The organism is Herbivorax alkaliphila, from assembly GCF_030848475.1.
Classification (GTDB): domain Bacteria; phylum Bacillota; class Clostridia; order Acetivibrionales; family Acetivibrionaceae; genus Herbivorax.
In genome coordinates this window covers 32,227-56,560 of sequence record NZ_JAVDDS010000020.1, presented here as the reverse complement: position 1 = coordinate 56,560, position 24,334 = coordinate 32,227, and the positions used below count along the sequence as shown (strand labels likewise).

The 24,334-nt window shown below is 32.0% G+C and carries 18 protein-coding genes and 1 tRNA gene; 5 read left to right on the top strand and 14 right to left on the bottom strand.

Features of this window, described 5'->3' with window-relative positions; genetic code table 11:
• Window positions 1-18 precede the first annotated feature (18 nt).
• From RBH29_RS09190 to RBH29_RS09175, 4 genes are all read right to left on the bottom strand, one after another.
• Window positions 19-1,335, bottom strand: coding sequence for a DUF4149 domain-containing protein (locus RBH29_RS09190; protein ID WP_306696512.1), 1,317 nt, complete (start codon window positions 1,333-1,335; stop codon window positions 19-21).
• A 208-nt stretch (window positions 1,336-1,543) separates the two neighbouring features.
• A complete protein-coding gene (locus tag RBH29_RS09185) occupies window positions 1,544-2,146 on the bottom strand; it encodes an RDD family protein (protein ID WP_306696511.1) in 603 nt (200 codons plus the stop codon).
• 12 nt (window positions 2,147-2,158) lie between these two features.
• Window positions 2,159-3,142: a signal peptide peptidase SppA gene (gene sppA, locus RBH29_RS09180; RefSeq protein WP_306696510.1), complete on the bottom strand. Its 984-nt coding sequence runs from the start codon at window positions 3,140-3,142 to the stop codon at window positions 2,159-2,161.
• 280 nt (window positions 3,143-3,422) lie between these two features.
• The gene (locus tag RBH29_RS09175; RefSeq protein WP_306696509.1) at window positions 3,423-4,643 is read right to left on the bottom strand and encodes a serpin family protein; all 1,221 of its coding nucleotides are present in this window, start codon (window positions 4,641-4,643) and stop codon (window positions 3,423-3,425) included.
• A 209-nt stretch (window positions 4,644-4,852) separates the two neighbouring features.
• On the opposite strand from RBH29_RS09175, the gene RBH29_RS09170 reads away from it, so the two are divergent.
• Window positions 4,853-6,889 carry a serine hydrolase gene (locus RBH29_RS09170; protein WP_306696508.1) on the top strand — a complete coding sequence of 679 codons (2,037 nt, stop codon included), beginning with the start codon at window positions 4,853-4,855 and terminating at the stop codon, window positions 6,887-6,889.
• A gap of 35 nt (window positions 6,890-6,924) precedes the next feature.
• Here RBH29_RS09170 and RBH29_RS09165 read toward each other — a convergent pair whose 3' ends face one another.
• The 4 genes from RBH29_RS09165 to RBH29_RS09150 form a co-directional block, all read right to left on the bottom strand.
• Window positions 6,925-7,455, bottom strand: a complete 531-nt coding sequence (locus tag RBH29_RS09165) for a flavodoxin domain-containing protein (RefSeq protein ID WP_306696507.1) — start codon at window positions 7,453-7,455, stop codon at window positions 6,925-6,927.
• Between the two features lie 93 nt (window positions 7,456-7,548).
• Window positions 7,549-8,532, bottom strand: a complete 984-nt coding sequence (locus tag RBH29_RS09160) for a hypothetical protein (protein WP_306696506.1) — start codon at window positions 8,530-8,532, stop codon at window positions 7,549-7,551.
• Window positions 8,529-9,857 (bottom strand): radical SAM/SPASM domain-containing protein, encoded by a 1,329-nt coding sequence (locus RBH29_RS09155; RefSeq protein ID WP_306696505.1) that lies wholly within the window; start codon window positions 9,855-9,857, stop codon window positions 8,529-8,531. The genes RBH29_RS09160 and RBH29_RS09155 overlap by 4 nt, the downstream gene beginning before the upstream one ends.
• Window positions 9,854-11,566 carry a hypothetical protein gene (locus RBH29_RS09150; protein WP_306696504.1) on the bottom strand — a complete coding sequence of 571 codons (1,713 nt, stop codon included), beginning with the start codon at window positions 11,564-11,566 and terminating at the stop codon, window positions 9,854-9,856. The genes RBH29_RS09155 and RBH29_RS09150 overlap by 4 nt, the downstream gene beginning before the upstream one ends.
• Window positions 11,567-11,754: 188 nt before the next feature.
• On the opposite strand from RBH29_RS09150, the gene RBH29_RS09145 reads away from it, so the two are divergent.
• A complete protein-coding gene (locus RBH29_RS09145) occupies window positions 11,755-13,161 on the top strand; it encodes a phospholipase D-like domain-containing protein (protein WP_306696503.1) in 1,407 nt (468 codons plus the stop codon).
• 96 nt (window positions 13,162-13,257) lie between these two features.
• Window positions 13,258-13,992: a metal-dependent hydrolase gene (locus tag RBH29_RS17855; RefSeq protein WP_373463310.1), complete on the top strand. Its 735-nt coding sequence runs from the start codon at window positions 13,258-13,260 to the stop codon at window positions 13,990-13,992.
• Between the two features lie 104 nt (window positions 13,993-14,096).
• On the opposite strand, the gene RBH29_RS09135 is transcribed toward RBH29_RS17855, so the two are convergent.
• Complete coding sequence (locus RBH29_RS09135) at window positions 14,097-14,849, bottom strand: peptidylprolyl isomerase (protein WP_306696501.1); 753 nt, start codon at window positions 14,847-14,849, stop codon at window positions 14,097-14,099.
• A gap of 191 nt (window positions 14,850-15,040) precedes the next feature.
• On the opposite strand from RBH29_RS09135, the gene RBH29_RS09130 reads away from it, so the two are divergent.
• The gene (locus RBH29_RS09130; protein ID WP_306696500.1) at window positions 15,041-16,246 is read left to right on the top strand and encodes an L-lactate MFS transporter; all 1,206 of its coding nucleotides are present in this window, start codon (window positions 15,041-15,043) and stop codon (window positions 16,244-16,246) included.
• A gap of 75 nt (window positions 16,247-16,321) precedes the next feature.
• On the opposite strand, the gene RBH29_RS09125 is transcribed toward RBH29_RS09130, so the two are convergent.
• Window positions 16,322-18,451: a substrate-binding domain-containing protein gene (locus RBH29_RS09125; protein WP_306696499.1), complete on the bottom strand. Its 2,130-nt coding sequence runs from the start codon at window positions 18,449-18,451 to the stop codon at window positions 16,322-16,324.
• Window positions 18,452-18,903: 452 nt separating this feature from the next.
• Between RBH29_RS09125 and RBH29_RS09120 the strand changes: the two genes are divergently transcribed.
• Window positions 18,904-20,205 (top strand): dockerin type I domain-containing protein, encoded by a 1,302-nt coding sequence (locus tag RBH29_RS09120; RefSeq protein WP_306696498.1) that lies wholly within the window; start codon window positions 18,904-18,906, stop codon window positions 20,203-20,205.
• On the opposite strand, the gene RBH29_RS09115 is transcribed toward RBH29_RS09120, so the two are convergent.
• The 4 genes from RBH29_RS09115 to mgtE all read right to left on the bottom strand — a co-directional run bounded on the left by RBH29_RS09115 (window position 20,202) and on the right by mgtE (window position 24,110).
• Window positions 20,202-21,881, bottom strand: coding sequence for an AAA family ATPase (locus RBH29_RS09115; RefSeq protein WP_306696497.1), 1,680 nt, complete (start codon window positions 21,879-21,881; stop codon window positions 20,202-20,204). The two genes, RBH29_RS09120 and RBH29_RS09115, sit on opposite strands and share 4 nt — an antisense overlap.
• Before the next feature lie 248 nt (window positions 21,882-22,129).
• A tRNA-Ser gene (locus RBH29_RS09110) sits at window positions 22,130-22,220 on the bottom strand.
• 69 nt (window positions 22,221-22,289) lie between these two features.
• On the bottom strand, window positions 22,290-22,751 hold the full coding sequence (gene tadA, locus RBH29_RS09105; RefSeq protein WP_306696520.1) for a tRNA adenosine(34) deaminase TadA: 462 nt from the start codon (window positions 22,749-22,751) through the stop codon (window positions 22,290-22,292).
• Between the two features lie 21 nt (window positions 22,752-22,772).
• On the bottom strand, window positions 22,773-24,110 hold the full coding sequence (gene mgtE / locus RBH29_RS09100) for a magnesium transporter (protein ID WP_306696496.1): 1,338 nt from the start codon (window positions 24,108-24,110) through the stop codon (window positions 22,773-22,775).
• Between the last annotated feature and the right edge of the window lie 224 nt (window positions 24,111-24,334).

Sequence of the window (24,334 nt, the reverse complement as noted above, 5' to 3'; positions counted from 1 at the left end):
TTTTACTTTACCTTATTCTTATTTTAATATCTCAAATTTCCTCTCTCTTGAATCTGCTCCACCTGTGAAAACTTCTATAACATCATCATACTCTCTTATTTGAACTTCTCCACCAGTTTTATAGTCTTTAGGAATGTTTTCAGGATTTCTTTTATAATTTATTGCATACATGTACACACCTAATTCTGTCTTTCTGTTTGTATAATTACTTATAATTTCATCAAATAAGACAGCCTCAAACATTTGTATTTCCTCTGCATATTGGATTTCCCCCATTGGATTTCTGGTGAAAACACCTACATCTTCAATAGGCTCTTCATAGGTTATAGTCTCGTCGTAAGGTCTATCAATTTTCTCAATCATTGAATAAAAAAAGCTATGATACTTTTTCAAAGTTCTATTTTTATCAAAAAACGGCCAATTTAAAGTTTCAGAAACTTCAGCTTTATTAGCTTTAAGAATATAATAATCTGCCACCACCATATTCTTGTAAGTATTATCAAGTTTTTCTATTATATTTTCAGTTATATTACTAATTCGTGCAAAATTATATTCATTAAGCTCTGCTTGATTGTTATAATAATAACTCCCCATCTGTTGTATTATATAACTGTATAATAGTGAATAATTATAATTAGTGTTCTTTATTGAAAGAATAGCATCTACAGTTTTCCACAAGTCAATGTACTTATTAGCTGCATCACGACCTTGTCCTTCATTTTGTAAAATCTTTACTTCTACCAATTCAAGTTCAATAAAATTAATTACTGCATCTACAAATGCCTCATTTTCCTGTTGGGAAAATGAGCTGTCTTCAAGCTCTATGCGCGGTCTGGTAGAAATTGCAATATCATTAGATTTTAAAAAGTTTGAAATACTGTTTCGCTCATCATCAGTATCTTCCAAAAACCCAATAGCATATTCATCCAATTCATCTTCTGAAACTTCAACATTTAATGAATGAAACACCTCATTAAATTCCGTTAATAATTCAAATAGCTCTTCACCATTTCTATGATGCTCTTTAGTTATAGTAATAAGCTCCATTTTTTCAACATAATCTTCTTTTGGTGGATAGTTTATAGCAAATATCACAATACCAAAAGTCATTACCAGATATACAACCGCAGATAACACTATCAAAGTTATTTGGGCTGGCAATTTATTTATAAATGAAATCTTCTTGTAGAATATAAACAAAGCAAGAAGAATACCTGAAAAAACCAAAGAAATTCCTAAATAGACAGAAAAGCTTCGACCTAAAATCGAAAAAATAATTCCCCCAACCACTAAACTCACAAAAAAAGCAATCAACACATTAATTCTCATTCTCATTTTAATTCCTCCCAAAATACATCTCTTAAGCTTAAAACCTTCATTCTAAAGTAATAGCTCTGTCAAAAAACTATTTTAAAATAATATCTTAACAACATTATATAATAGATAACTATAAAAATCACTATTTTATTTGTGGAAACTTTACCTTTATATAAAAGGTGAACTCGTTTAGCTAAAACTAGCCGAATTCACCTTTTTATATCTTTTATAACTTGCTGTCTTCAGATGTTATATCCTCTTTTTGACTCACATCAGTTTTTGAATTGTCAGCTATATCTTCATTTTTTACGCCAGTTTTTTCTTTCTTGTGTTCAATTTCAAACTCATTGATTACATTTTTATCAATTTTTGAATTGAAATATATCCATCTGTTTGATTCCAACTCCTTAACGTGAACAACATAAGTATCGCAGAGTAAATCATGACAGGAACGTTTCTTTTTAACAAATGGAATAATCAAATAACCTATATGGCTTCCAAAGAATTGTGAAATTGTTCTTCCTGCCACTTCTCTCACCAAGGCAGTTGTCCAGTCTAAATCTTTTCCACCATCTCGTATAACCATAATTCCACAAATCATTTTTCCAATTGTCTGTCCCCAAAAACGAGTCATAATTGTAAAGTACACAAATCCAATTACACCAACCGTAAAAAAACTAATTTTCATCCAGCCCAAATATTGCTCAGGTAATCCAAAAAGCATAACTATAATTGATATAGCAACAGAACTTAAAACAGATATGGATATAATGTCTAAAATATATGCCCAAAACCTTACCCAAAATCCAGCAGCTCTATAATTATTCATAGATATCCCCCTTTATTGTTCCCATAAATACATTGGCAACGCAGACCTTATATCAAACATCTTCTCAATTTCTTTTACATTATGCAAATTCTTTGAAAAAATTGCATCTGAAATCTTTACACCAAACCCACTTAAAAAACCCAAATCATCATACTTGTATCTTAATACCGAAGGATTCTCCAACTCTGCAATATCAGAAACCTTCTCAATGGCATCATCTAAAGAACCTATTTCATCTATTAAACCAACTTCCTTAGCCTGTCTTGCAGTATAAACCCTTCCATCTGCTATACTCTTAAGAGTAGATTTACCAATGTCCCTGCCTGACATTACCACATCCAAAAATTGTTCATACATTTCATCTACCATAGACTGTACAATTTTAGCCTGTTCATCTGTCATTTCATGAGAAGGCGACAATATAGTTTTATTGTCACCACTGGTAAATATGTTGTCTTTAACTCCTATATTATCTAGCAGTTCTTTATAATTAATACCTCCCATTGCCACTCCAATTGAACCAGTTATAGTATTTCTATTTGCATAAATTTTATCTGCTGGAGCCGAAACATAATATCCCCCTGAAGCAGCTAATTGTTTCATATATACAACAAATGGCTTGTCATTCTCTTCTTTTAGGCTTATTATCTTATTATAAATTTCGTCACTTTCATAAATTCCTCCACCTGGAGAATTTACCTGTAACACAACACCATCAATATTACTGCTGGTAAAGGCATGTTCTAATTGATCTAAAAAAGATTCATGCCTGTATGATTCATCATAAAGAAAAGATGAACCACCGCCCCCTTGTATAATCCCATCAATGTCAAGAAGAGCTATGTTTCCTCTTGTACCTCTACTATAAAGTTCAGTAGACCAATCAGGAAAATCTACACCTGAAATTCCATCATCCGTGGTCATAAAGCTTGACAATAACTGAATAAATAATAGTCCACAAAATACTCCCACTGCTATCCAACGTTTAGTATTCATTCCTTTTCCCCCTTTTTGGACTTTAACTATAAATATTGGTGAAAAAACACAAATATTCAGCCCATCTAGATTAATTTTTGTCATTGTTTCAACACAATAATACATATTGTAGCATATGTTAAACAGAGCTGCAATTACAAAATGAATCAAGGGTGCATAAATTAAATGTTTCTTCCATATTTATATTCACATAAATTAGCAGAGACCCTTTTGGTATATCAAAAGAACCTCTGCTTTTTGTTTATCAATATTTATTGTAAAATTATTTCTAAGACATTCCTTAAGGATTATATAACTTACCCATAAAAAGTATTGTTCCTGTTGTATCATCAGTAATTAAAAATACAAAAGGTCTGTCAGCAATAAAAGAAATTGGCTCTGCCATTGCTGATTCTCTCATTACAACTACAGTAGCTCCTGCTGCTTCGCTTCCCTCTTCATTAACTTCAATAACCGCCTTATGAAGCACTTCATCTATGAAAAGCCCCTCTCTCATTCCTGAAAAATCAGCACCACCTGAAAAAGCCTCTTCCATTCCCATCGAAATCAATGTGTCATTTAAATTCTTTATACCATATTCCATCTTAAATCTTGGAATATTAACAATAACATCTTCTTTTTTAGAAATACTTTCTCTTATGTCTTTCCATTTATCTTTATTTAAATCCTGTATAAATTCATTAATTGAAATATTTTCAGACGGAAGGATACAGTACATTGATGTATTGCCATTTCCATATGGAAGTCTCACTGCCTGATAATCATCTCTTTGACCATATTCTACCTCGCTTTTTTTACTCATCATATCAATCTCTTTTTTAGTGCCAAATCCTGTATTAAATTCTGCATTAAATGTATCATCTTTTTCAAATTGATTTGCCCACTCTCCTTTGAAATATATAGCATTTATAAGATACATTACTATATTAGGATCAATAGGTGGATCTATCATCTTTTTTATTTTGTCATTTGTAGAATCAGCAATCCATCCATTTATCTTATCTGCGGCATCGTCTTTTGAAAAATCCAACTGAGTAATATATGCATTAAAAATATCTTTATTTATTTTTTGAAAATTCTCTTTTATATCTTCCCCTTCTCTTATCCATATGGAATTGTTAATATCAAGATCTATCTTCTTGTCCACATGGTTTAAATATAGCAGTAAATTTTTATAAGTTTCGTTTATATCTTTAATATCTTTTCCATCGTATTTAAGCGCCTCTTTCATGCCTTCTAAAGTAGTAGAACCTGCACCTTGCATAGTCATAGAAAGAGCCGTTGAAATGCTAAGAGGAGAAATAAAAACATTCTCTTCACTATCATCCTCATTAAGTTTTTTAAATATGTCGAAAGCAAAATCAGAATTGCTATCTACAACATCTGTAGTAATTTGATTTTGATCAAAACTCTCATTACTTATAATATCTTCAATCTCGCACCCTGTCACTAAAATACTAAGCATAAAGACACATATCATTACGCATATACCTTTTTTCATAATATCAACTCCTCGCTTAAATTTGTTTTCTTACTTATTTGACGTTAAATTTATAATTTTGTTCCCTTCATTATACAACTAAGTATACTATTTTTAATTTTAAAGTAAGTGTTAAAAACTAACACTATTTTTGTAAGTATGAAAGCTTGTTTTTTACACCTCCCCAGTGTTACTATAGAAGAAATAATTGATTTAAAGGAGCGTAAAAAATGACAAAAAAATTAACTTCTATTTTAGTAACATTTGTAATGTTTATGTCAATTATGAGTTTTTCAGTAATTGCAGAAACTCAAGACATAATTGTTAAGATTGAGGGAGAAACTGTAGACTTCCCTGATGCCGAACCTTTTATAAACGAAGATTCTAGAACACTTTGTCCAGTAAGGTTTATAGCTGAAAATTTAGGAGCTGATGTAAAATGGGATGGTGACGCTAAAACTGTGTCAATCACTAAAGATTCTACTGACATTTTGCTGACAATTGATGAAAGCACTGCTTTAGTTAACGGTACTGAAAAAGAATTTGACACAGCACCACAAATTTTTGAAGACAGAACTTATGTACCACTAAGATTCATCAGTGAAACTTTTAATATGGATGTTGACTGGGATGCTGAAACAAGAACAGTATTAATATCAACACCTTTTGATGATGAATTGACTTTATCAGAACATTTTGACAGATATCTAACTGCAATGAAGAACTATAAAGGTTTTAACGGTTCTATTTTAATTGCAAAGGATGATGAAATACTATTTAATGAAAGCTATGGTTATGCTAACATTGAAGAAGAAACTAAAGTTACATCTGATACAAAATTTGCTATTGGAGATTTAACCAAAACTTTCACTGCAATGGCAATAATGCAGCTTTATGAACAAGAACTTTTAGATTTAGATGACACTATCTCAAAATACATACCTGAAATGGATTATGCTGATAATATTACAATCCAAAAACTTATAACTCACACTTCAGGCATAGTAAATTATACTGATATGATTGGTATGCTGGAAATCGAACCTGAAGATTTAGACAAAGAAACTATTATTGACCTTATTAAAAATTATCCTCCAGTTTTTGACCCAGGTACAAACTGGGACTACAACAATTCAGGGTATGTTTTATTAGGTTGTATTATTGAAGAGATAAGTGAATTAAGCCTTGACGAATATTTCAGTCAAAACATTTTTGAACCTCTAGAAATGAATAATACCGGTAGTTATTATGAAATTGATGATGAATTGAATTTAGCAGAAGGTCATTTAGGATTTTTAGATTTAGAGCTTGTTGAAGACAATACTGCCATTATAAAAAGCACTTATGGTTCCGGCTATCTATATTCAACTGTAGAAGATTTGTATAAGTGGGAAACAGCTCTTAAAACAGATAAGCTTGTTAAAACTGAAACTCTTGATATGATTTTTGATGTACACATAGAAGACAACTTCTTTTCAGGTGGTTTTGGCCTTGGATGGTTTATTTTTACCGAAACAGAATTTGGAGATGTAATATATCACCCTGGAAACATACACGGATTCACTTCTTATATGTCAAGATATGTAGATAAAGATATGACTATTATAGCTACAATAAACAATGACAATTATGATTACGACTCCATAGTTGAAGTTTTACTTAAAATCTTAAATAAAGAACCTTATCAGTTACCACCTGAAATTACTGAAATAGAACTTGACTCTGAAACACTTCAATCCTACACTGGTCTTTATCAGCACATTTCAGAATCTAATATTACTATTACAGAAAGCGAAGATCAGTTGTATGCTCAACTTCCAGGTCAGGTAGAAGTTGAAATATTCCCTATGTCTGAAACTGAGTTTTTCTATAAGGAAATAGAGGCCTATATTACTTTTAAAAAGGATGATTCTGGAGAAATAGTCGGTCTTCAATTTAAACAAGGAGGGGAAGTTATAGATACAGTAAAAGTGTCTAGTGCTCCTAAAGAAAGAGAAATTGTAGAAGTAGCCCCTGAAATTTATGAAGAATATGTTGGAGAATATGAATTTGAATCCGACCTTGTATTAACTATATCAACTGAAGATGATGGAATTTATGCTCAAATGACTGACCATCTGTATTTAGAAATATTCCCTATGTCTGAAACTGAATTTTTCTATGAAGAGTATGAAGCTGAAATTGAATTTATAAAGGATGAAGATGACATTGTAGTTGGTTTAATATTTGAAGAATTTGGACACGAATATGTTTTAGATAAAAAATAATTCTCAAAGTGAGACAAGGGGACGGTTCTCTTGTCTCACTTTTTAATTGCATCTACAATAGGTTGGATGCTTTTTTTATCTGTAAAATCGACTGTTTTACCATAAGTGGCAAGTATGCCTTTTGCATCATTATCCAGTTGCTCTGGTTTTTTAGATTTAATTGAACTAACCAAAAGGAACATTAAAAACCTATCTATCAATCCCATTTTTTTGTAGTTAAGCCCTCCACGTAATATAAAAAACTGTACCCTATCTCTCATTTCAGGCGTAAGGTTTTTATTTTTTTCACCTTCGACTTCATTTTCCTTCCTTAATGTAGCACCCACTGCAACCACAATAATTTTTTTATTTTTTAGCTTATCATAATTTTTCCTAATAAGAGAAAATCCAATGATGCCACCTGCATATAACCCTCCACAAAAAACAATGGTATCATATTCTGAAAGCTTAGATACATTTACTTCTGAAGCTTTAAAAATGTCTGCCTTAACATCTTCTGCAATCCACTTAGCATATTTTTCAGTACTTCCATATTTTGATTTGTATATTACTATTGTTTTAACCATTAAAAAAACCTTCTTTCAATCAAGATAGGGGGACGGTTCTCTTGTCTCATTTTTTTGAGACAAGAGAACCGTCCCCCTGTCTCACTCCCTGTCTCAGTCTTGTTTGAGAATTATTCTTGCTGCCTCTAAAGTAACATTAAGAATATTTTTACATGAATTTATTTTTGTATGATAACCTGATGTCTTTGTCGTATACTGGCGAATAACAATCACCTCTGCCTGCTTATCAATTTGAAATTCCACAATAACTTTTCCCACTTTAGGGATTTTATCAATATATTTTTCAAGTCCATAACCTACTTTAGCAGGAATAACGCAGTAAAAATATGGATAACTAGCTCCCTGTACTACATTTAAATTAATCTGTGCTTGAATCCCATAAAAGTCAGAAGGCATATCATCAAAAGAAATAGTAAAGCGAGTATCAGTAGGCATACTCTTATCCTCTTCATTTCTAGCAAGCATTAATGCAGGCTTAAAATTTTCTCCTTCTTTCTTAACCTTCTGAAAATGTTCTTCCATCTTTTTAACAATATCAATTTTGACACGCAAGTTATCTTGCTTTAAAACTCGTTTGATTCCATTAAACCACAGAGGTAATATTAGAATTATCACATTGGTTATAAAAATTGTCCCCACTTCTTGATAACCTATATATGTTCTCAAAAATCCAGATAAAAAATATACTCCTATACCCACAAGTATTAAGCTAAATATTCCAAGACCATTGCTGATATCTAAGGCATCCATGTTCCATCTTGTTATTCTGTCATCTAGCTTTTCCACTTCATGAATACGATCCATATCTACCCCTGTCCAGTTGCTGTCCACATCAAATGCCTTAAGACGAGCCCGACTATCATAACCCTGTACCAAATTTAGTAAAGTAGCACAAATTAAAAACACCGCTCCAGGCCATGCATTCATCATTATAATCTGAATGGCAAAGCCAACTGACATAAACATCAAATACAAAAGCATTCTAGTGGAATAGGTAATACTCTTTAGTACATAAAAACGTACACTATCTTGCTTTTCCGGAGGCGGAAAACCAGGTAAACGAATCCAGTTATTCATACAGTACTCCTTTCTTTGCATAACTCTAAAGATTTCCATATATCATGGAGTTCACCACAACCATGTACTTTAAAATACAGAGGACACGCCCCCTGACATGCAGCAAAATGTTTGCAACTTTTACACTCTTTGGGAGCAGCTTCTTTTTTTCGTATCCACTTAGACCTTTTATTAAACCACACAGATTTAAAACCTTCTTCAAGGAGATTTCCCATAGGTTCTGGCCAGCTTGAGCAGGGCAATACATTTCCTTTAGGATCAATTGAAAGAAGTCCTTCACAGGCACTACACCCCCTGTTTCCTAATCCTGCTGCCAAAGGGTTAAACAAACATATAGGAGTTGGAGAGTACCACATAAATTTAACCCCTGCTATCGCTGCTTCTCTCTTTAAATCTGCAACCAACTTACCTATCTTACTGTAGCTTACTTTCAATTCTTCATCATTTCCCCTGCCTGCTGGAATGACCAAATTAGCAGAAAACCTATCTGCCCCAATATCTTTACAAAAATAAGGATATTTCATTAAATTATTTTGATTTAAACTGCAGATTGTCATATGTGGATGCACAACTGCACCTGCTTCCTTAAGAGCTTTAAACCCTGCAATGGAACCAGCATGTGCTCCAGAAACCCCAGTAATTCTATCGTGTTCTAAAGAATTTGCAGATTCAATACTTACCTGTGCCGATGAAAGTCCAGAACGCACAAGCTCTTTAGCTTTTCGCAAAGTAATCAACGTTCCATTTGTAATAAGATTAACTCTCATCTTATTTTTTTTAGAAGCATATTTGATAAGCTTAGGAAGTTCCTTGCAAAGAAGAGGCTCTCCCCCTGTAAAGGATACACTGGGCACCTCTGCCTCATAACGAATAATATCCAAAACTTTTTTGAAACCTTCAAAATCAAGGCCGGTCTTTTTATTTTCAGTACAGCCTGCATAACAAAAGCGGCACTTTATATTACAACTATAGGTAAGTGCTACTTCTGATAAAACAGGCATCTTAATATATCCAAGATTAAATTCAACTCTTCTAATTGCTTCTGTGCTGTAATTTTCACAAACTTCATCATTCCACATACGCAAAAAGTCTACAAAAAACCTCTCTAATTGCTTCTCAATTTCCGGTGAATCAGACCTGATTTTAATAAAATCTAAAACTGATCCCCCTTCTAAAACATGAGCAATAACCCTCGCTCCAGTTGTGTTAAGCTTAAAGGCTTCATTTGGCATTCTAATCAAAACATTATCACTAAGGCGCATATAAACATATGGCTTTATTCTATTTAAAAATTCATCAACCCATGATAGCTTATGTTTCTTCACCTAGCACCTCCACTTACGCAAGCCGAATGGCACGCTGAATGACAGGCTGAGTGGCACGCCGAGTGACAGGCTGAGTGACACGCTGAATGACACGCTGAGTGGCATGCATCATGACAGGCTGAATGACATGCAAATGCACCTGTCTTCGAGTCCAACATTGTATTAAATGACAAGTTATCTGGATTTACCGGCATAGATGTCTCATATTTATCAAAATTATTACTATATCTGCGACGATTATATCCTCCATAGTAATAGTACCAATACGGCCAGTTGTTTCCATATCTTCTCCTATGGTAGCCTGTTCTATCTTTTTGAGACTTTTCATCCTCTTCTGCATCTTCACTTCCTCTAGCTTGGGCAATTTTGTCATTGTAATACTTACGAGTAGCTTCCACATCACAATCCCATGTTTTCTCCTTGACATTATCCACTAGCTTTTGTAATATTTCCTCTATTTCCTTTTCACTAAATTCTCCATCTCTTGCCGCTTCATACATCATCATTTCATATTCATTAAGAGCTGATGTGTCTAAATGGCCTATTCTACGTACTCTTAAAGGATCTTTAGAAACCTCTTCAACAAATTCTAATTCTACAAGCTTTGACAAAATTGCCGATAGAATCTTTTTATATGGAATACCAATTAAAAGTGCAGCCTCCACAGCGTTGAGCTGATCCGCAATGGTACCATCTTTACGAAATGAAGCTATTTCAAGCTTTGGTGGCTCCCAGTCATCTCTTGCCCATTGCACCTGATCTAAAGTTGCCTGAGCCTTTACCATAGATCTATGCTTTTTACCAACAGCTAAAATAGTACCTGCAAACAAAATCCCCATAGCAACTAACAATCCACGCCTAGCAGAAGACTTATCTTCAGCATCACTTACATCTTCTGTTCTTCCCTCTTCTCCCCAAGGCTCCTGTTCACCTTTTGTCGAACCTTCATAACCTTCTGTAGGTTTATCATCAATATCAGTAAAGATTTCTTCTGTAATGTACTGTTGAATGCGAAAAGAATATCTTGATTGGAGATTATCCTTATGAAGTTGCACTTGAACCCAAGGAGTTTCATCTATCATTTCAACTCTATAATCGATAAGATATTCTTCATTCATCCATTCCTCTGTTGCAAAATGGTGTTCTAGTAAAAATTCTTCCACTTCTTCTCTTGTACCAGATCTTTCTGAAAACTCTAAGGGATAGTTTATCCTTACAGTATAGTGCTCCATAGACTCATCCCATTCGGTAGGTGCCCAATTAAACACCATTAAATCACGTCCATCCTCAGATGTGGTTTTTTCCAGATAACCTGCCTCAGCCATATCTGCCATAAATTGAAACTTGTATGTGAGATATTCACCTCCAAGTCTTCTTGAATCGGCATTTATAATATCATAATCGCCACCACCAAGATTAATTATATCAATATCGTAAGATATGTTTTCATCAGTTATAACCCATGCACTTTCCATATCAAAAACAGGTGTGATTTTATCAAATCCCCCCATAGTAAATGCCAACATGGTTTTATCCTCTACTAAATTATAGCGTATGGTATAAGACACAAGAGCTTCTCCATCAGGAAACAAAATTACATCAGTTTCCACAAATCCAAGATTTGCAATAGTTGAAGCCTCAATTCCCTCTTTCCCTGGAACAATTAATATAAATAATATTATAAAACATATTAAAGCTTTTTTTATCATAACAGGCCACCTTAAAATTATTTATCTGTCAAATCTACTTATAAGTATAGAGTTTTTTGAATTTCATGTCAATATAAAATGCAGCAGACAAGGGGACGGTTCTCTTGTCTCACTGTATCATTGTTCATACTTAATTCATATTAATGATTTATAATAGAATTATAATGATGAAAGGAGTGGCTCTAAAATTGAAAGTATTAAAATGCTTGAGAAAAATTTTGGTTTTTTACTTAATATATGCACTTATAACAGGTGCTGGTTTTTTCTTAATCCATAGTAACAACGATTTAAAAAAAGAGGATTTTTCTCATTACAATACAGGTCAGGACAGAGTGACTCTTATAGAAGACAGATACAATTCAGGATTAAGCAGAATTAATCTTATTGAAAATTCACAAAAAACTTTAGACATTGCCTATTACACTACACACAGTGGAGATGCAAGACAAATATTTTTTGGAAGTATACTTGAAGCTGCTGACAGAGGAGTTCATGTACGCATTTTATTAGATGGCATTTTCCATAATTTGATAGGCTCTTCAAAAGATATTCAGTACGCACTTGTAAACCACCCTAATATTGAGCTTAAATTTTATGAACCTTTATCTGTTCTAAAACCATGGACGTGGAACAACAGGCTTCATGATAAGCATATTATTGTGGACAATGAATTTGCCATGATAGGTGGTCGTAATATTGGGGATAAGTATTATTTAAAAGACTATAACAGTCCAGTATACGACAGAGATGTCCTGATTATTAACACCGATACTGATAACATCTCTAAAAGTGTTATAAGTGATATGAAAGACTACTTTAATACTCTTTGGAGGCATGAATATTCTAAAAATGCAATTGACAATTTAAAAGACTCTCAAGCAGCAAAAGGTTCAAAAAAAGAAAAATACCTAAAGCAATATATTAATTCATTAAAAGTAGACCATCCAGAATATTTTGTTTTTGATATGGACTGGCATGATTTATCAGTGCCTGCAGATAAAATATCATTTATCCACAATCCTATTACAAGATTAAATAAAGCCCCTTGGGTTCTATCTGAAATTGGAAAACTCATGGCAGAAGCAGAAGAATCAGTTTTTATTCAAAGTCCATATATTATACCTACAAATCAGATGCTAAAACACCTTGACATTGAAGCTATACTTTCTGCTCAAACTACTATATTGACTAATTCATATGCGTCAAGTCCAAATTATTTTGCTATGGCAGGATACAAGAAAAATAGAAAAAACATTGCAAATAACATTGATTACTTATATGAATATCAAGATAACGGATCACTACATGCAAAATCCTATATTATTGATAACAAAATAAGCTTAATTGGAACCTTTAATTTTGATGCTAGAAGTTCTTTTTTAAGCACAGAGAGCATGATTGTAGTGCATAGTGAAGAGTTTTCACAAATTTTAATGTCAGAAATTGATGAACTGACAAAAAAGAGCCTTCAAGTGGCAAAGGACTACTCATATGAGGAAAATCCCTATATCAAACCTCTTGAGGTTAGCAGAACCAAATTGGCAATTATAAATATTTTGTTTGTAATTACTTATTTTTTCGACTTTTTACTGTAACAATACCAAGGGGACTGTCCCCCTGGTTACTTTTCAAAACACTGCAATAATACTATAATATAATTGTAAACAACATACTTAAGATAAGGGGTAAAAATGAAGGGATATACTCACGCTTTAATTGGTCTTGCTGCCGCAAGCAGCTTACCTATAACAAACAATATTACAGGAGCTGAAAAGCTGCTGCCATATGCTTTTGCATTTGCCGGTTCTCTTATATGCGACATAGATACTGGTAAATCAACTATATCTAATACATTTAGTCCAATAAAACTAAAGTATATAAAGACCTTTGTGAATTTCACTTTCGCATTATTAGGAATCATTGGAGCTATGCTCCTTAAGGACAGCGAATACATATACTTGTTTATTTCACTAATAATTTTAGGGGGGCTTAATCTTAATAATATTTCATCAAAAGTTTTTAATATTATGAAAAAGGTTACAATCATATTAATTTCATCTGCATTAATAATTACAGGGTTTTTATACCAAAATACCCCACTAGTGTTATTAGGTCTATACTTAATATCTCTATTGCTTTCAAAACATAGGGGATATTCCCATTCTTTTATGGCTGTAATTTTAGCATTCATCACTTTAAGATATACTTTTGATTTTTATAATGTATCCGACTACTCATTAATTTTCTGTATTGGTATGCTAAGTCACATATTAGGAGATATGTGCACGCAAAAAGGTGTGACTCTTTTATTTCCTCTAAAGAAAAAGTATTCATTCCCTCTAACTTTTAAAACAGGAAGTATAATAGAATCAGTTTTTTGTATTGTTTCAGTTTCAATTATAATAAAATCAACTTTTTTCTCTTAAAATGCCAGATAGAGCTTTGACTCTATTTAGCATTTTAAGAAAATCAGTTAATTTAATAATGTTAGTATGTTCTCATACATACACAAACTTAATATTCTTTGTAATTATACAAACATTTTAATTTCATATTTACCTTTTAGCTCATTTACTTTATCAAAATAAACTTTTTCCTGTTTTTGAGATATTAATTGAGACTTAACCTTATCTTTAGCTTCAGCAAAGGTCATCTCCATTTGTTCTCTTTTTCCTGTTCTCTTTATAATGTGATATCCAAATTGAGTTTTTACTGGCTCTTTTGTAAGTTCTTCTTTATCCAAGGAAAATGCAACTTCTTCAAATTCCGGAACCATTCTACCTTTTGAGAAAAATCCTAAATCTCCACCTTTTTCTTTTGACGGACACATAGAATACTTTTTTGCAGCATCTTCAAACTTCATTCCACTATCCAACTCAGAAAGAACTTTATTTGCATCATCCTCTTCTTTAACAAGAATATGACTGGCTTTAATGGACTCTGGCTGAACAAAATTTTGTTTGTTTGCTTCGTAAAATTCCTGCATCTCATCTTCGCTAGCTGTTACCGCACCTAAAAATTTATTTATAGCATATTGCCTAAGTAAATTTTCCTTTACCCTTTCAACTTCTTTAATAAAGTCAGCATCTTTTTCTAGATCATTTTCTTTTGCCTCTAAATAAAAAAGTTCCTGTTGTGCCAATTGACTTATAAGCCTTTTGATTCCCTCTGGATTGTTAAACTGAGCAGCTATTTTAGGGTCAACATTTCTCAAAACCCCTTCCACATCTCTTTTTGTAATTTCCTTTTCTCCAACTTTAGCAACTATCTGATTATTATTCATACTAAAATATCTCCTTTATAAATTAAGTATGAGGCTATGATAACAAAATATAAACCATATGTCCAATAATGGGGAATATAGGGGTGTATTTAATAAAAGTAGGCTCTATTTTCAATTTTTTCATCTTAGTTCTTGCGATAAAACCATGGTATGTTGTATAATATTTGAGTATTATTTAAGGAGGCATATAAATGAATAAATCAAAAGGTTGGATTGTAACTTCAGCTGCAACAGGTATTAACTTAATTTTAGGACTGCTATATATTTGGAGCATTATGGGTGAAGCTTTAATTGATGAGCTTGATTGGAATAGCACACAGGCCCAGCTACCTTATACTATATCTATTGTTTCTTTTTCCCTTATAATGATTTTTGCTGGTAGGATACAAGATCTTAAGGGTCCACGTTTAAGCTCGATTTTTGGAGGAATTTTACTGGGCGGTGGTTTAATACTATCTGGATTTGTAACAAACCCTTATTTAATGACACTAACCTATGGCTTAATGGGTGGTGCAGGAATAGGTTTTTGTTACGCTGCCACAACTCCTCCTGCTGTTAAATGGTTTCCACTAGAGAAAAAAGGTTTCATATCAGGTATAGTTGTATCAGGAGTTGGCTTTGCTGGAGTATATATCTCACCTCTTACAAACATGCTTATAGACAACTTTGGAGTATCTAATTCTTTTATCATGCTTGGATTTTTTGCACTAATAATTCTTATTACTCTATCTCAGCTTTTAGTAAACCCATCTGAAGCTTATATAGATAAAATTAATAATAAAAGTACCAAAAAGAAATCTATGAAATCTGATTTCAAACAGGAGTTTTCTTGGCAAGAAATGCTCAAAACCTTTGATTTTTACAAACTGTGGATTATGTATACCTTTTCTGCTTCTGCGGGTCTTATGCTAATAGGACATATTACCAGAATAGCAAGCAAACAGGCAGGTTGGGAAGAAGGATTTTATTTTGTAGTTTTATTGGCGATATTTAATACCCTTGGGAGAATTGTTGGAGGTTTGGTTTGTGACAAACTTGGTGCTATAAAAACTATGCTTTTTGTTTTTTCCTTACAGGCTATAAACATTTTTCTTTTTAGTCAGTATACCACACCTTTGTTACTTGCTTTAGGTGTTGCAGTTACTGGTCTTGGTTATGGTGCTCTTTTTTCAATATTCCCGGCAGTTACAGCTCAAAACTATGGAACTAAAAATCTTGGCACAAACTATGGTTTTGTTTTTACTTCATGGGGACTGGCAGGAGTAACAGGACCTCTTTTAGCAGGTAAACTATTTGATTTAACAGACAGCTACAACTATTCTTACCTTGTATCCGGCTTATTTTTAGTAGCAGCCTGTATTTTAACATTTTCTATAAAAAAATCTAAAGATGAGTAGAGTGGTTTAGTAATGGCTAAGCTAAAGCTAAAAATCGAAGATTCAGATAGAGTAAAGTGTTGAATAATAACTTTTTTAAGCTGATTTCCTCACAGGTATTGACATGTAAAAAATACTACCTTTACCCTCTGGATCTTCAAACCACATTTCTCCACCAAACCTGCCTTTTATAGTCGAATAAGATAAAAGAAGACTTAAACCAACTCCTTTTTTACCTTTTGAGGTCACCATAGATTTAAATATTTTATCTTTATACCCCTCAGATATTCCCTCTCCATAATCCCTGATTTTAAATATAACTGAATTCCCATCTGAATAGATATTTATATCAATTGGTGCATCTTCTTTTTCATCATATGCGTCAATTGCATTAAGAATTAGATTTTCAACTATTTGCATTAAATTACTTATATCTCCTGATATTTTTGTTTTAATATTAATATCTGTTTCGATGTTTAAATTACAATTTTTTATTGTAGTGTTGTTATTTTTAATAATTTTAATTCTGTCTAAAACTTCTTCTATTGTAAATTCGCTTGTAATGTTTGAATTCAATAGGACAGTTTGTGATTTAACTTTTGAAATAACTTTTGACATATATGAGTTATATTCTTTTAATTTGTCATTCCACATTCTCATTTCTTTAGATATTTCAATATGATCTTCAACAGTGACTTCAGGATCCGTTATTGATTCACTGTATTCATCTATCATTTCATCCATAGCAGCCTGTATTCCTGATATAGACATAATAGGTGACATTAAATTGTGAGAAATCCCCCCCATTAATTGACCTAATGAAGCTAAACGCTCACTTTCAAGAAGAATTTTTTCCATTTTGTCTCTTTCCAACATTGTAAGTGCACCTTTTAACGTATTGCTTATCTCTCCTCTCAAACCTTCTAAATTAGCCACATCTTCATTAACTATTTCAAAACATACAAAACCAAATTGATCTTCATCAAAAAATAATGGATTTACAAGATAAATAAATCTTCTGTCCTCAGGTAAAAAACAATCCGGTACGATATCTTTTGTATTAAAGTATTTTTTATCTTCTTCTATTTTAATTCTCTCGTTATTGTAAAATGCATATACCAGTTGAGATTTCTCAGGAATACTAAAAGATTTATCCAATAAGGCTGTGCTTTTGTATATAATTGTACCTTCAAAGTATGTAGATACAAAACAACTTCTTATGTTACATTTTTTCGAAACTTCAGTGATGTTATCATATAATTTATCTAGAGAAAATGTTTGTAGCATAACATGAATTCCCACATTGGGAACTAGTTCTATATTTTTATTTACCCTTTCGCAGCTAGTTATTTCATGCTTACATCCACATGATTCCCTTTTTACTAATACTGCAGGGTGTTTTACAATTTTCTCCTTTTCTTTTCCATCAATTTTTTCCAGCAATATTTTAACTGCATTATCGCAAATTTCTTCAATAGGCTGTCTTACAGTGGTCAATGAGGGTTTTGCTAATTTTGCATTGGTTGAGTCATCAAAGCCACATATAACTTTCCTTTTACTAACATCAATTTCTTGGTTTTTAGATACCTCTTCTATAGCTTTTAAAGCAGCTAATGCCATATCATCATTTGAAAAAACTATCGCATCATATTCAATGCCTTTGGCGATTATTTCCTTCATTATTTTGTATCCTTCTTGAGAAGAAAAATCCCCTTCAAAAATTATATTTTCGTCTACTCTTATACTGTTTTCTTCTAAAACTTCCAAATAAGCCTGATACCTTTCTATTGCTTCATAATTACCTCTTGGACCTTTTACAAATGCAATTTTTCTGTATTCATGGTCATTAATTAAATGTCTTATTTGACTCTTCATTCCCATCTTATTATCAACCAATATACTTGTCCCTCTAGCTATAATTTGCCCAATTGATACCATGGGTATGCCTTCAAATCGTTGAAGCAATTTATCTACTTCCTCATAAGACATATAATCCGCTACTGTAGAAGTAAGTATTAATCCCTCAATTCTTCTTTTATCTATGAAACCATACACAATGGTATGCTTTTTAGTAAGATCTGAAGCATAATTTAAACCTCTTCCTTCATAAATGATTAAATTACAATCATTTTTTTCAACAGCCTTTTTTATCATTAGCCAGAAATTACTAGAAAAACTACCGTCCAAGCTATTTATCATAATTCCAATGGTTTTTCGTTTTTTCATAATTTCCTCCTATGTTTATAAAAAAAATCGGAAACATTATTTCAAATTTATCCATCACCTAAATATTTATGTTATATTTTCTTTATCGGAAAATTTGAAGGTTTATTTTATAAATTCAACATTTTATTTTAAATAGCCATCTTTCTATATTTTTATCTTCTTCTAAGACTCCTTCTAAAGCTTTGATGTTTAGCTTTAGCTAAACGAGTTCACTATAAGAAGCATTTATCTGTGCCATTTTTACTATATATTAATTTTATAAAATATTGTATAATATATTTAAACGGTCTCTTTTATATTTCAAACTTTAAAAACTTAATTGGAACTTTTCTAATCTCGCTCGCTAAGTCAATCTATTTAATGTATTTGTTTCTTAATTCTAGAATTTGTACTAATATCTTCACCGATTAATTCATCGCAACCTGACAAATAATATTTATGGAGATGAGTATATGATTAATTCTATTAAGAAGAACTTTTCTGCTTTTTTAGTTTTTGCATTTTTATTTATTAATATAATTTTCAACACTGTTACAGTATATGCAAAAGAACCTGCAAAAACTATAACAAACTATAAAATACTAAATCCCTATGAATCTGTTGAGTGGCATGACTTTAACCAGTATAAAGCCAATTTTCACACTCATACAACTGAAAGTGATGGAGAAAATTCTCCAAAAGAAATGATTGAATATTACTATCGTATAGGTTATGACATTCTGGCAATTACTGACCACGATTTCATCAGTACTTCTTGGGATAGAAATGATAGAAACCCTGACGATTATTTGACTACTGAGCGTTTAAATGAAATTAATATAGGTTTTGGCAGAAATAGTAGAGGCATGAAAAATGTTCCCTTTGCCAATGAACAGTCAATGAACATAAATCACCTTAACACCTTTTGGACAAAGTATAATAATAGTTGCGATGCCACACTAAAAGATAATATTGCTAATTGTGAAAAAACCGGTGGAATATCACATATAAACCACCCAATTAATGATAATGCAAATAAATATATTAACTTGTTTTTAAAATATCCTTCATGTGTTGGAATTGAAATGCTAAATTATAGACACGGAAATATGGATAGCTTTATCAATACCTGGGACACTATTTTGTCAGCCACAATGCCAGAACGCCCTGTTTGGGGTTTTTCTAACGATGACAGTCACTGTTTAGATGAAATAGGATTCAACTTTAATATGATGATTATGCCTGAAAATACAGAAGAAAATATACGTTTTTCAATGGAAAACGGCACATTTTATACTGTAACTTTATATGTACAAAACCGACATAACAAAAGCCCTAATGCTAAAGGTTCTTTCCCCACAATCAAAAACATAGAAGTTGACAGCGAAATGAATTCAATAACTATAACTGGTGAAAACTACCACACCATTCAGTGGATTGCAGATAACAAGGTTATCTCAACAGGTCAAAGTATAAATCTAAACAACCATCAAGATAAGATTAATAATTATGTAAGGGCAAAACTTAAAGGGTCACACGGATTGAGTTACTCTCAGCCTTTTGGCATTATAGAAAAATCCCAAATACTTTTAGGCGATATAAACTCCGATGGAATAGTGGATTTATCTGACTATGTCCTTTTAATAAAACATTTATCCGGCATAAATAAGTATCATTTATCTGGTGAAAAACTTTTAGCTGCTGATGTAACCAACACAGGAAGTTTGGATTTAGAGGATTTGGAATATATGAAAAACTACCTTCTTGATAATTAGCCTTGTTTTAACTCAACTTCTTTTCCATCAAAAACAATGGCAATTTTAATAATATCTTTTTGGGGTATGCCTTTTGATAGTAATTCTTCTTCATACTTCTTTTCCTCAATTTGTTTTAATGCCTTCTCAATTGCAATTTCAATAGTCTCCTTTGCCATTTTATTTACTTTTTTAAATTCAATTATTATAGACTTTTTATCAATTATATTTTTAATTGGAATTAGCATTACATCATATCTACCATATCCACTTTCCCTATTTGACTTAATTTCATAGTTATTATTTAAATGTACAAGCATTCCTAAAACAAAAGCATGGTAAAACATTTCTGGCTCTTTTCCAGTAGGATCAAAATAACTTATGGTTTTTGCTATCAAATCTTTAAACATATAAGTAAATGTCTCTACATCTCCATTTAAAAGAAACTTTATCATCTGCTCTAAATCATAATTACTTGCATTTTCATCAAACCATTTAATTATTGTACTTTGATATATATACAAAACTTCTTTATTCGGTATTTTTAATTCAAATATTCTTCTTGAGTTTATTGTTTCTTCATTTTCCTGCTTTAAATATCCTGAGAATAAAAAGAATGTCCATAAACTCTGACCAGATTTTTCAATTATTTCATATGTTATATTTGGAGTTATTTCTTTTTTAATTGACCGCCCCTTTATTAATAGCTCTAAATCTCTCTTTACTTCATTTGGTGCATTTTTAAAAAGAGTCTTAATAATATCATTACTGCTTGTATTAACCCAATAAGGTTCAAACCTGCCTTTATTTTTTACAAAATAAACCAGACTCCAAGGGTTATAAATTACTGTTTCCCAAAATCTATATCCATTATACCATAGTTTCATTTCCTCTAATTTTTCTTCTAAACCATAGTCTTCGAGAAGTCTTTCGGCTTCATTTTCTGTAAAGCCAAATTTATCACTATAGCTTTCATCAATTATTGTGCATACCTCTAAATTATTCATATCGCTAAATATACTTTCCTTAGATATTCTGAGTATTCCAGTTATAATTCCTTTATGCAAGTTTATATTATCTTTTAAACCTCCACTAAAAAGCCCCTTTGTAAAATTTGTTATCTCTTTTGTATAACCATTAATGTGACCTGCATTTATTGGAGTATCATATTCATCTATTATTACTATTGTTTTTTGTTTGTAATATTTAGCTAAATATCCACTTAGCATATTTATACTATCTTCATATTGAGGACCTAATGCAGTTCCATCTATTATTTCATCATAATATCTTTTTTCACTTTCATCTAAAACCTCTTTTACATATTTTAGCCTTCTGTATTCTTCAGATATTACCCTTTTTAATTTAATAAAAGTGCTTTCCCAATCTAACTCTTTTACATCTTTAAAGGTTAGGTATATTACAGGGTATTTCCCCTGCTCTCTTTTATATTGTTCTCCGCATTTATAAATATACAAATTATCAAATAAATTCATATTGTCTTCTTTACTTTTTTCAAAGAAGTATTTTATCATGCTCATGTTAAGTGTTTTGCCAAACCTCCGAGGTCTTGGCAATAGTGTTATGGCACTTCCTGAATCTATTAATTCTTTTATAAAATTTGTTTTATCTATATAATAATAATCATCTTCTATTATTCTTTTAAAATCACTTACTCCTATAGGAATTTTTTTCATTTATATGTTCCTCCATATATTATCTACTAATTATATTATAAACATATTGCAGCAAAAGCTGCAATACTTCTTAATTCTAATCAAGTTATTGGAGTTTCGCACCCCTAATTGCAATGCTTTAAATAGTTAAGCTTTTTTATCAATGTTCCTGAATATTTTCCAATTTGGATATTTAAGCAGAGTTTTTAGATTCAAACATTTAAATGCTCAAAAAAGGACTCACTTACAATAAGTGAATCCCTTATGTTTGGCGGAGAGAGTGGGATTCGAACCCACGGTACGCGTAAACGTACACTCGATTTCGAGTCGAGCGCCTTCGACCAGCTCAGCCATCTCTCCACTTACTTAAAACATTCTAACATGAACATGTATTAAAATGCAACTACCTATTAGATGTTGGTGTATATGTTACTTACGCAAGTCTTTAAAGAAATCCTTGAGGATGTTTGAGCACTCTTCTCTCAATATTCCGTATGTTACTTCAACTTTGTGATTAAACTGATCTACCTTTAATAAGTCTATAACCGACCCAACTGCTCCAGATTTAGGGTCAAAAGTGCCAATAAAAAGACTTCTAATTCTTGACTGAATTATTGCTCCTGCACACATTGGACAGGGTTCTAATGTAACATACATGTCACAACCATTTAACCTCCAAGTGTCAAGGCTTTTACAAGCTCCCTTTATTGCAGATATCTCAGCATGTTTTGTAGGGTCTTTTTTTATTTCCTTCTCATTGTGCCCCTTAGATATTATCATATCATCTTTTACTATAACAGCACCTATGGGACATTCACCTTTTTCATATGCTTTTTTAGCTTCCTTTAATGCCTCATTCATAAAATAGTGCTGTGTTGCCATTTCATACATCAAATAATTTCCTCCTTTGCTTTAAAAGTTTATTATCCACATAGCAAAGTAGAAATATATTATCAAGGCAACTGAGTCAACTATGGTTGTTATAAGGGGAGCTGCCATTATTGCTGGGTCAAGCTTCAACCTCTTTGCTAAAAGTGGTAAAATACCTCCTAGCATTTTAGCAACAATAACTGTTACTATTAGAGTTAGTGCAACTGTCAAAGCTATTTCTGTCGATTGACCTGATATAAAACGTAACCTTAAAAAATTTACAAATGCAAGAGCTACTCCTACAAGAAGACTTATCCGCGTTTCTTTCCATATTACTTTTAATAAATCCTTAACAGTTACCTCTCCAAGAACAATACTTCTAATTACCAAAGTAGAGGCCTGAGCACCTGCATTTCCCCCTGTGTCCATAAGCAAGGGAATGGATGCAGCAAGGGCAACCACTGCTTCTAATGTTTCTTCATAACCTCTTATTATAGCTTCTGTCATAGTGGCAGAAATCATCAAAACCATAAGCCACAATATTCTCTTTCGTGCAAGTTTAAAAATTCCTGCATTTATATATTCTTCATCGGTAGGCTCTATAGCAGCTAAACGATAAATATCCTCAGTAGCCTCTTCTTCAATTACATCAACTATATCGTCTACAGTTATTATACCTACTAACCTGTGTTCGTTATCGACAACTGGTGCTGCTAGCAAGTCATACTTTTTAAAAATATCTGCTACATTTTCCTGATCATCATGAGTATTTACATGTATCGGTTCACTTTGCATAATATCTCCAACTTTGCTGTCTCCTTTTGCCAAAACCAAATCCTTCAAAGAAATTGTACCTTCTAAATTCCTGCTTGCATCAGTTACATAGCAGGTGTAAATTGTCTCTTTGTCAGGTGCAATTTTTCTTATTCTCTCTATTGCTTCACTTACCAGCATTTCTTTTTTTAAATCGACAAATTCAATTGTCATTAAGCTTCCTGCAGAATATTCAGGATAATTTAAAAACTGATTTATCAATTTTCGCTCCACTTCGCTTGTGTTTTTAAGTATTTTTTTTACTACATTTGCCGGCATTTCTTCTAAAAGATCAACTTTATCATCAAAATATAAATCTTTTAAAATAGCTGAAAGCTCTGACTCATTAACTAAATCAGATAGTTCCAGCTGCCTTTCAACAGAAAGATGAGAAAAAACATCCACTGCTATCTCTTTTGGCAAAAGTCTAAAAACAAGCAGAGACTTTTTGTCATCCAAACTATCTAATAATTCTGCTATATCAACAGGTGGAACATTCTTTAACTCTTCTTTTAAGAGAGAATACTTTTTGTCCTCTATTAATTGTTTTTCTTTTTCAAAGTTCATTAAAACACCTCCTTGACTTTTAAAACCTCAAATTCAAACTTTTAACATCTGATAGACATAAACCCATAATAGTATATTACTCAAAACAATTATTTTTTGAGCACAACTATATTAAATGTTAATACAATAACTTAACCGGGATTATCAATCATATTAGTATTATGCTTTAAATAGAAAACAACCATGCACAAGAAAATCAAGGATATCTAACCAGATTAACATAG

Coding starts and splice junctions, on each gene's coding strand:
- mgtE (WP_306696496.1), bottom strand. CDS start 24,110: ATGAACTTTGAAAAAGAAAAACAATTAATAGAGGACAAAAAGTATTCT.
- RBH29_RS09165 (WP_306696507.1), bottom strand. CDS start 7,455: ATGGTTAAAACAATAGTAATATACAAATCAAAATATGGAAGTACTGAA.
- RBH29_RS17855 (WP_373463310.1), top strand. CDS start 13,258: ATGAAGGGATATACTCACGCTTTAATTGGTCTTGCTGCCGCAAGCAGC.
- RBH29_RS09150 (WP_306696504.1), bottom strand. CDS start 11,566: ATGATAAAAAAAGCTTTAATATGTTTTATAATATTATTTATATTAATT.
- RBH29_RS09125 (WP_306696499.1), bottom strand. CDS start 18,451: ATGAAAAAACGAAAAACCATTGGAATTATGATAAATAGCTTGGACGGT.
- RBH29_RS09135 (WP_306696501.1), bottom strand. CDS start 14,849: ATGAATAATAATCAGATAGTTGCTAAAGTTGGAGAAAAGGAAATTACA.
- tadA (WP_306696520.1), bottom strand. CDS start 22,751: ATGTATGAAATGGCAACACAGCACTATTTTATGAATGAGGCATTAAAG.
- RBH29_RS09185 (WP_306696511.1), bottom strand. CDS start 2,146: ATGAATAATTATAGAGCTGCTGGATTTTGGGTAAGGTTTTGGGCATAT.
- RBH29_RS09130 (WP_306696500.1), top strand. CDS start 15,041: ATGAATAAATCAAAAGGTTGGATTGTAACTTCAGCTGCAACAGGTATT.
- RBH29_RS09120 (WP_306696498.1), top strand. CDS start 18,904: ATGATTAATTCTATTAAGAAGAACTTTTCTGCTTTTTTAGTTTTTGCA.
- RBH29_RS09170 (WP_306696508.1), top strand. CDS start 4,853: ATGACAAAAAAATTAACTTCTATTTTAGTAACATTTGTAATGTTTATG.
- RBH29_RS09160 (WP_306696506.1), bottom strand. CDS start 8,532: ATGAATAACTGGATTCGTTTACCTGGTTTTCCGCCTCCGGAAAAGCAA.
- sppA (WP_306696510.1), bottom strand. CDS start 3,142: ATGAATACTAAACGTTGGATAGCAGTGGGAGTATTTTGTGGACTATTA.
- RBH29_RS09115 (WP_306696497.1), bottom strand. CDS start 21,881: ATGAAAAAAATTCCTATAGGAGTAAGTGATTTTAAAAGAATAATAGAA.
- RBH29_RS09190 (WP_306696512.1), bottom strand. CDS start 1,335: ATGAGAATGAGAATTAATGTGTTGATTGCTTTTTTTGTGAGTTTAGTG.
- RBH29_RS09175 (WP_306696509.1), bottom strand. CDS start 4,643: ATGAAAAAAGGTATATGCGTAATGATATGTGTCTTTATGCTTAGTATT.